The following is a 10,146-nucleotide window of genomic DNA, read 5'->3' as shown; positions in this document are numbered from 1 at the left end:
ATACCTTTCGTAAAGTCGCTTGTCTGATGTCTCTCTCATGGCCATATTGAGTTGTTCGATTTTTGTAGTACTCATTTTTATCACCACCGGGTGCTATTTACTATTGATTACCCGATTTGGTGGCGGGTGAGTTTTTGTTCGTTTGTTAATTGCGTCCTATATAGATAAAATTATTAACTTTAAAGTCATCAGCGCAAAAAGAAATGTTTCAAATGTTGACTCAGACAAAACTCTATCATATCTTTCGTCAAAATATTACGAGAAGAATGAAGAGAAAGAAAGTGAGCTACATTTTATAAATGATTTTAAGTCAGCTCTTAGTAAAACGGACATTAACTTAAACGAAATCTATAAGGGAATGTTCAAAGGAATTATCGACAAGGTGGCACGCTTCGGTGGAATAAATCGGGGAGATTCAATGATAAAAATAGAGTCTACGTTAAATCACAAAGAACTATTAAAAGGTAACACAACTGTGATGTATGACCATTCGGGAGAACATTCATTACCAGAGAATTTTAATGGTTTAGGGTATCTAAATTTAATTAGTATGATCTTTGAAATAGAGTTGTTACTAAATGATTTTAGAAACAACAATATGCCAAATATAAAACCTGCAGACATCAATTTACTTTTTATTGAAGAGCCAGAAGCTCATACCCATCCACAAATGCAATATATATTCATAAAAAATATTAAAGATATTTTAAGACACGCCAGTAACGGTGAGGATGGAGTTGCATTTCAGTTACAAACTATTATTTCAACGCACTCCTGTCATATAACTTCAGAATGCGAATTCGACGATATTAAATACTTCTACAAGACGGAGAGAAACAGGGTTATAGCGAAAAACCTTAAGGACTTACATAAAGAGTATGAAAAAGATGGCGAAATTAACAATTATAAATTTCTTAAACAATACCTAACATTACATCGAGCAGAGCTCTTCTTTGCCGATAAAGCTATATTTATTGAAGGAGACACTGAACGAATATTATTACCTGCAATGATGAAGAAAATTGATCAAGAGGAAAGTTTAAACCCTTTGGGTTCTCAAAATATCTCTATTATTGAAGTGGGAGCATATTCTCATATATTTGAAAAATTCATTGCATTTATAGGCATAAAATCTTTAATTATTACTGATATTGACTCCGCAAAGAAAATAAAAACAAAAGATGGCGAAAAAACTGGGAAGTGCAAGGTAGCCGATGATGATGCATCTATTACCACAAATGCTTCTTTAAAACATTTTATTAATCCATCTAAATATGTACAATATTTTCTTGATACAGCGGCAGCAGTTGGCCTAGAAGCAGGAGTTGCACAATCTGCTAATGGAATAATAAACGATTTACTATTTTATAAAGAGTTATCCCTAGAAAATAAGCTTCTTCAAAGAGATGAAAATACTAAGACATGGTTACCGAGCAAACAAGGGAATTTACTTGTAATTTATCAAACTAAAGAAGTGAATTCAACAGAAATTGAATACCATGCCAGAAGCTTTGAAGATGCGTTTTTTCATTTAAATAGACAATTTATAGTAAACAATAAGACAAAGTTTAAGAGTTTAAAAAACATATCTTTTTTTGAAGATGACAGTAAAGATCCATATGCTTTAGCTGAGGGTTGTGTTGATAAGAAACCTTCTTTTGCTATGGAAATATTATTAAACAGCCAGGAAGAGGATAATAAGAAATACTGTAATTGGCATATCCCAGGATATATCATGGAGGGATTATTATGGCTGAAAAACAGTTAGAAACTGAAGTGATACATATAGGTGAACTTATTAGAAAACAAAAAAACTTTCTTTTAAGCGGAGGTGCAGGAAGCGGTAAGACATACTCTCTAGTCCAAATTATAAATGAAGTTCTCACTGAAAATCCTACGTCGAAAGTAGCATGTATTACTTATACTAATGCTGCTGTGAAAGAAATAAATGAAAGAGTGAATCATCAAAACTTACAAGTTTCAACAATACACGATTTCTTGTGGGACAATATTAAAGTATTTCAAAAGGATCTGAAGAAGAGTTTATTGGCTTTAATAAAAGATAAACAATCCAAAATCGAAGGTACCGAAATCATAAATAATGTGAGTTATTTTAAGAATAATATTCAGTATAAAGACTACACAAGAATTAGTGACGGAATTATTTCTCATAATGAAGTATTAATATTAGCCAATTATATGTACAAGACATACCCTTTGCTTTGCGACATATTAAAAGATAAGTATCAATTTATCTTTATAGATGAATATCAAGATACACATTCTCAGGTTATTGAGATATTCATAGAGCATCTAAAACAAAGTAATAAAGTAAATATTATAGGTTTTTTTGGAGACGCAATGCAATCTATTTACGATGATGGCATAGGTGACCTTAATAAGTATTTAGAAACTCAGGAGCTTTTTGAAGTTAGAAAGAAGCAAAATCGTAGAAATCCAAAAAAGGTCATGGATTTGGCAAATACATTAAGGGATGATGGTTTATCACAAGAACCTTCAAATGATATGTTAGCACCGAATATGAAAGAGGGGAAATTAAAAGAAGGGAATGTTAAGTTTTTATATTCTCTTAGTGATTCCCTCGATCTGAATAGCTTAAAGAATGGTGAGGACTTTTCTGGGTGGGACTTTTCTGATCCTAAAAAAACTAAAGAATTATATCTTACCCACAATCTTATTGCACCATCTGCTGGTTTTTCAGATTTAATGGAAGTATATGATAAAGATCCTATAATTGACTTAATTGGTAAGTTAAAAACGAAAATTAAAGAGGCTCAATTAGAACTTGATGATAATCTTACATTCGATGAGATAGTAGATCTGCTCCAATTAACAAATAAAAAGAAGCTAAGGAAAGACATTATTACTGATAATCCTGATCATAATGCGCTTTATAAACAAGTTAAAGATCTCCCGTACTCTATAGTAAGAAAGTTTTATATTACAAAAGATATGTTGATAGATGATAAAAAACTAGATCCAGATGATAGAGATAGTAGGGGGACGAAGAGAGACCCTTTAATACAACATCTCTTCAAAATACATTCAATCGTTTGGTTATACAGACAGAGACTATATAATGACTTTATTAGAAAGACAGAATATAGCATTATTTCTCTTGAAGATAAAGAGAGAGTTAATAAAATAGTAACTCAAATTGAAAATATGAGAGATTCAACTATCGAACAAGTAATTCAATATGTTGATGATCAAAGATTCTGTATACAAGATGACAGTTTCAAGAGATTCGTTAAGGATAATGAATATCTTTATAATAGAGTGAAAAAAGTGAAGTACGTGGAGTTTATAAATTTATATAATTACCTAGAGGGTCATTCCCCATTTTCGACCCAACATAAAATCAAAGGTGCAGAATTTAATAACGTTCTAGTTATTTTAAATAATGGAGGATGGAACAATTTTAACTTTGAGTATTTATTTTGTGATCGGACAGATAAAGAGTCTATTTACAAGAGGACCAAGAAAATGTTCTACGTTTGTTGTACAAGGGCTAGAGAGAATTTGTGTGTATTCTATCAAAACCCAAATGCTGATGTTCTAGAGCAGGCCACACAGTGGTTTGGAGCCGAGAATGTTAAAGAAATATAGTTTTTGACTTTTGAAACGGCAAGTATTCATTGGATCAGATTGAGTGCTCACAATTGAGGGAGTGGTTGTCTTTGAAGCGTTCGGCTATAACTTCTTTAATATCACATTGGGAGAATAAGTTCTTAGAACAAACAGAACTAACCCAATATACTTCCGGTCCTGATTATTCGTTGGTACCTTCTAACATTCAAAATCTATTTCGTTACGAACTATTTCCTCAACCTTTCTATGGTTATCTTAATGATGATATGAGTGAAGATATATTTATGCCTTTACTTAACCCTGGTCCAGTGTCTGAGAAACAAGTCAAAGAACTTTTTAAAGGGCTTGATTACGACGAAGCCAAACGTCAATGGAATAAAGTCATTATTGAACGTCATACAAAAGGTTGGACAAAGGAAAAATTCCTAGATAGGGAGAAGGAATATGACCTCTTATTAGGGCCAAGTCATTGGAGACGGAAAAAACTCGAACAAGTTCAGCGGGTTATTGGAGGTGTTTCATTTTTACATACGGTTGAATTATTTCCATTTCATTCGGACCGTTGGAAAGCTGGCATGGTTTCTCAAGAAAAGTGGTTTAGAGATATGCCTTCAACACAGCTAGCAATAGAATCAATTGAAGAAATAGCAGCTTTAAGGCTCGTTAAGCACATATTAGGAGTAGGGTTACCATGGGCTGATATCTTAAAGAGTTATCCTAATAAATTTTACCTTGATGGAGATCCTGTCTTTCTATTTGGAAGCAAAGGTCGTATTGCTCATCGCTTTTTTAAGTTCAAGCCGAAAATGAATTCAAAAGGACTCCCAATCGTAATATACTCGGGATGTTCAATGAATCTTCCAGTAAATAAGCGGGAGGCTATAGATACACTGCGGGAAATGTTGGAGATAAATTTATAATTAATCTCTACCACCTACAAAACAATAATAATCAACATTGAACCGATTACTGTCCATTGACTGTAATCGGTTTATTTCTTTTTAATAAGTCCCCTCCCCCGAATATTTTCAACATTCCCCTGAACATCAAAGCATGTTGCCCCTTCAGGCGATCCGATACAATGGAAATGTAAATGCAATCGAGTTCGAATCGTTATGAAAGGGGTTACACGATGAAGGGCACATCGAAAAGATTCATCTCTCAGCTGCTCGCCTTGGGGTTAGTGGTGAACACCTTGCCTGCGGCGGTGCAGGCGGAAGCGGCGACGGACGCGCAGGTCGGGCTGGCTTCGACGACGGCGGCATCGGGAGAGCCTTCAACAACTCCATCAGGTGAGACAGATGCAGCAAGTACGGGGTATGCAGACAGTATTACGACGCAATATTCGTTCGAGCAGGTCGACGGCACGAATGTGACGAACGTGGTGGCGAGCGGTTCCGCGGCGGTCATGGGTGCGGCGGCGACGATCGTGAACGATGCGGAGCGCGGCGGCAAGGTGCTGCAGCTGCCGGGCGGCAATGCGGGGGCGGGCAGCTGGCTGACGCTGCCGGATAATTTGTTCAGCGGCGTGAGCGGCACGGATGGGTTCGCGATCTCGATGTGGCTGAAGGTGCCGGTCGGGCAGAACGACAGCTACACGCGGCTGTTCTCGGCGAGTCCGAATGCGCTCGGCGCGACGAACGCCGGGGCAAATTATTGGACCGATCCAGAGTTAGCGATCGTGCGCGGCGGCGGGGATTACAACATGCGCTTGTTCACGGGCATCGCGGCGAATAAATCCGCAACCGACGGCGTGGATGTGCAGTTCGACGATCCGTTCAAGGTGGATAAGTGGCAACAGCTCGTCCTGACGATGAAGAACGATGCTTATTCCGTCTACCTGGACGGTAAACTCATCGCTGACCTGGATAGCAGCATCGTGAAGCGATTCAGCTCTACTTCGATTGCACAAGTCTTGCCGAAGTTCTTCGATAGCGCTTACTTAAGCAAGGTGGTACATAGCGCGATCGGGCGCTCGCTGTATACGTCGGACGAGAACTTTAAGGGTTCGATCGACGACTTTACGTTCTATAACCGTTACCTGACGGAGCAGGATGTCGCCGAACTAAGCGGAGTGGGCAACACAGATGCGTTGGTGGCACTCCTCTCCGAAGCGAAGGCGATTACGCAGGAGAACTACACGAGCACTTCCTTCCAATACTTGCAGACGATTATTGGCGAGACCGAAGCTTTACTTGCCGACGAAAGTCTGTCGCAAGGGGAGATCGACGCCGCGCTCGACAAGCTCCGGAGTGCCATCGATAATTTGAAAGCGCCGCTCCCAGGCGAGATCGCGCCGGATTATTATTACTCCTTCGACGTGGCTCCGAATGCGAATCGGGAGCTGCTGAACGAGAAGAACGGCGGCACGTACGATGCCAAGCTGGAAGGCGGCGCTGGTACGGTCGTCGATCCGGAGCGCGGCTCGGTGCTTAATCTGCCTGGCGGCAACAACGGCGCAGGCGGTTCGCTTAGCCTGCCAGCTAACCTGTTCGAACAGGTAACGGATGAGACTGGGTTCACGATCGCGATGTGGACGAAGCTGCCGAATGACGTACACGCCTGGTCTCGGTTGTTCGATGCGAGCTCGCAGAACTATGGATCCAATGCGGCCCCATTCTTCTACGTGTCTACGCTTAACGGCGCCGAAGTCAACACCGGGGACGGCAAGCAATACATGAGCGGCTTCTCCACGCCGAAGAACGAGTGGGCGCATGTCGCCTATACGGTGCAGAACGGACAGCAGACCGCCTACATCAACGGTTCGCCGGTGAAGTCGATGGAGGCGAACAAGAAGATTTTCGACCAGGCGCCTTCCTTCGTGAAAAATGCGGTGGGCCGCTCCCGGTTCAGCGCGGATCCGGACCTTAAGGGCAAGGTGGACGACGTCATGTTCTTCAAGCATGCGCTCAGCCAGGAACAGCTCGTGCAGCTGGTTGGTCCCGCTTACGATGCCACGCTCGCGAGCATTAAGATCCAGGACGATGTGCTCCCGGTTACCGCGAACAAAACGGCTTATAACTATCCGGTCGCTGGCGTAGCCCAGATTCCGGCAGTAGAGGCCATCATGCCGCAGCCGACGAACGCCAAGTCGACGTACACGGTCGAGAAGTCCGGCACTTTCAGCTACGCGATTACCGTAACTTCAGCCAATGGCAAAGGCAAGCAGACGTACCAGCTGTTCTTCACTGACCCTGCCAAAGGTGCGATTGCGAACTTCTTCATGGATCAATCTACCGGTCCGATCATGCACGGCGCTACCGGTTTCCTCTATGGCAACAGCGAGCCGAACGTGCCGACGATCGACATGCTGCAAGCGCTCAAGCCGAAGGTCATCGTGCAGAAAGCCCCGGACGGCCTGCAGCATCCATCAGGCGACGGGATGCGCGTATCCGATGCCGTGGTGACCGCCGGCGTCGAGCAGATCCAGATCTACATCCAAGATATGTACTACCAATGGCCTTACGAGTACAAAGGCTTGGATCAGTACGAGCAGCTCGCGATCGAGACGGTTCGTAAGCTGAAGAACGACCGCAACAGCGACAAATATGTGTACGTCATCTTCAACGAGCCGGACGGCATTTGGTTCGGCGGCAATATGGACGAAGACGGTTTCTTCGCGGCTTTCAAACGCATCTACGATGCCGTGAAGAAAGAGGACCCGAACGCTAGAATCGCCGGTCCGAATCTGTCCGGTTATAACTACAACGTGATGGACGGCTTCATGAACTACTGCAAAGCGAACGGCTGCGTGCCGGATGTGATGACATGGCATGAGCTGGGCAATGGCGCAAGCGACAGCTTCGAGAGCAGATGGGACGATCATTATGATCATTACCGCGGGCTTGAGGCCAAATACGGCATCGCCGAGCTGCCGATCGTCATTAACGAGTATTCCTGGTTCGAAGACCCGGGCGCAGCAGGCAGCATGATCCTGTGGCTGTCGCGTTTCGAAGAGAAGAAGGTCTATGGCGCGATCGCGTACTGGCATTTGGCCAACTCGCTCAATGAATTGGCGGCGGACGCGAATAAGCCGAATGGCGCTTGGTGGCTGTACAAATGGTATGCGCAGATGTCCGGCAATACCGTTCCGATCGAGACGACGAACGCCAAATTCGACGGGCTGTACGGACTCTCCTCGATCGACGAAGCTACGGATACGGCTTACGCGCTGTTCGGCGGGCAGGACGGCGCGCTCACGAGCACGATGCATAACTTGGCCGATACGGCAGCGTTCAAGGACGCAAGCAAAGTACACGTGAAGCTGTACCGGACCAAATTCACCGGTTACTACGGTACGCTGGAAGCGCCGCGCGTCGAGTTCGACGGCAATGTCGCGCTCGAGCAGGGCAATCTGGCGATTACGGTTCCGGACGCGAATGCGCTGGATGGGTATTTTGCCATCGTCACGCCAGCTACCGATGAGCCTGTGACTCAGCCTGCAGCCTACGACCGCTTATGGACGCAGACGTATGAAGCCGAACGCGCAACGCTGAGCTCCGGCGTTCAGATCGGCTACATGGACGGAAGCCCGGCTTCCAATGGCCAGTATGTGAAGGGATTGTCTTCCGCCGATACCGTGGCCTTCGCGGTTAATGCGCCGGTCGATGGCAGCTATAAGCTAGAAATGTTCTACGGCAATCAGGCGCCGCTGACGGATGGCAAGAACCGTGCGCAAGGTCTGCTAGCCCAGCAACTTCTGACCATTGACGGTGAGGAGTACGGGAATCTCGACTATGATTCCACAATCTTCGATGACTACTTCAAGAGCAAGGTGCTGTACGTCGATCTGACGGCAGGCGAGCATACGCTGCAATTCAGCAAGAGCGGCGGGATGGATGCTTCGCTCGACAAAGTGGATGTGACGTATAACGGTGCGCGTGGATTGAAGGTATCTGCTCCGCTCGTATTGGAAGCGGAAGAGGCGCAAGCGGGCAATGGCTACAACCGAGCAAATGACAAGCCGAACTTTAGCTCAAGCGGCTATGTAACCGGCAGCGGAGAGATCGTCTTCACGGCAGTCGTGCCCGAAAATGGGTATTACGACGTGACGCTCGACTACGCCGCGGATTCCGCGGGTACGGCAGACCTGTTCAAGCAGATCGCCGTCCACCCGGCAACGGCCGCGAGCGACCAATCGATCAAGGCGGAATGGAGTCCGGTCGGCAGTGTCAAATACACGCCTTCGAGCGGATTCGCTACCGCTGACGGACCAAAGTTGTATCTGACGGCAGGCGTTAATACGCTCAAGGTAGCGGCATCGAAGCCGATCGCGATCGACTCGCTGAAGATCGCACCAGCTCCGGCAGCAACCGAGCAGCACACGACCGTCATCGAAGCGGAGAGCGCGACCTTGTTCGGAACCGCAACAGCCACGGACAACGTGAATGCGTCCGGCGGTCAGTGGGTTACCGATATCGGCGAGAGCAAGGACAACGGTCTTACGTTCGACGTGACCGTATCGGAAGCGGGAGCTTATAAGCTGTCGGTCGATTACGTCAATAACGAGCCGGCGCCGCCGATCGTCACGGACGCGCATCCGACCGGCTACATTCACCCGTACAACACAGACCTGGTCGAGCGTTATGCGCAGGTCGTCGTGAACGGCGGAACGCCGCAGACGGTTTATTTTATCAACACGCTGTCTTGGGAGGCCATTCGCAATACGGTGGTCGACGTGACGCTGACGGAAGGCAACAATACGATCACGATCTATAACGACAACTCGTACCGGTTCAGCAATGTCGTGCAGTACGCGCCATATTTCGATAAATTCGAGGTCGCGAAGGCATCCGTGGAAGGTTCGACGGATAACCGTCAAACCGCATTGGAAGGACCGCAAGCCGTGCAGCCAGGCAAGTCCTTCGACCTCAACTACGTGCTGAAGCAGAAGCAAGCAGACGTCTTCGCCCAGGATGTGACGGTCACGTATGATGCGGAGCAACTGGAATTCGTGAAGGCGGAGCCGGTCCAGAAGGCTTGGGAGCTGGTGGCTCAATCGACCGAGACAGCTGGCCAAGTACGCCTCATCGCGGCCAACATCGGCGGTAAGCCGGAAGCTTCCGGCGTGATGTTCAAGCTGACCTGGAAGGTGAAAGGGACGCAGACCACCTTCACGACGGTGGCGCTGGGGAATGTCGTGCTTGCGAATGCCGCGGGCATTGAGACGGTGCTGCAAGGCAGCAGTCTCGGCATCCAGATTCAGGGCAACGAGCAGCCGAACGGCGATCTGAACGGGGATGCGAGATACTCGATCGGCGATCTGGCGATGGTGGCTTCGTACTACGGCAAGACATCAGACGACCCGGCTTGGCAGTCGACTTACGCTAGAGCGGATTTCAACCAGGATGGCGTGATCGACATTATCGATATCGCGCATGTGGCGAGCTTGATCCTGCAATAACGCGGGAGAGGCCGGCCACCGGCGAATAGGAATAGCGGAGCAGGCGATTGGAAGTTGCGAATCGTCTGTTTTTGCTTATACAAAATGTTGACGCCATCGAATCATGCTTGGTTTATGATGGTAGAGGCGAG

At 46.0% G+C, this 10,146-nt stretch carries 4 protein-coding genes; all 4 read left to right on the top strand.

What is annotated here, in order from left to right:
* Positions 1–142: 142 nt before the first annotated feature.
* On the top strand, positions 143–1,768 hold the full coding sequence (locus FHS18_RS32375; protein WP_183604541.1) for an ATP-dependent nuclease: 1,626 nt from the start codon (positions 143–145) through the stop codon (positions 1,766–1,768).
* Positions 1,750–3,630, top strand: coding sequence for a UvrD-helicase domain-containing protein (locus FHS18_RS32370; protein ID WP_183604540.1), 1,881 nt, complete (start codon positions 1,750–1,752; stop codon positions 3,628–3,630). The genes FHS18_RS32375 and FHS18_RS32370 overlap by 19 nt, the downstream gene beginning before the upstream one ends.
* 71 nt (positions 3,631–3,701) lie before the next feature.
* Positions 3,702–4,532: a hypothetical protein gene (locus FHS18_RS32365; protein WP_183604539.1), complete on the top strand. Its 831-nt coding sequence runs from the start codon at positions 3,702–3,704 to the stop codon at positions 4,530–4,532.
* 212 nt (positions 4,533–4,744) lie between these two features.
* Complete coding sequence (locus tag FHS18_RS32360) at positions 4,745–10,015, top strand: LamG-like jellyroll fold domain-containing protein (protein ID WP_183604538.1); 5,271 nt, start codon at positions 4,745–4,747, stop codon at positions 10,013–10,015.
* The last annotated feature ends 131 nt before the right edge of the window (positions 10,016–10,146 follow it).

Origin of the sequence: Paenibacillus phyllosphaerae (genome assembly GCF_014192105.1) — a bacterium.
Taxonomy (GTDB): Bacteria; Bacillota; Bacilli; order Paenibacillales; family Paenibacillaceae; genus Paenibacillus_Z; species Paenibacillus_Z phyllosphaerae.
The sequence above is the reverse complement of the archived record's forward strand: the minus strand, read 5'-3'. Positions and strand labels throughout refer to the sequence as shown.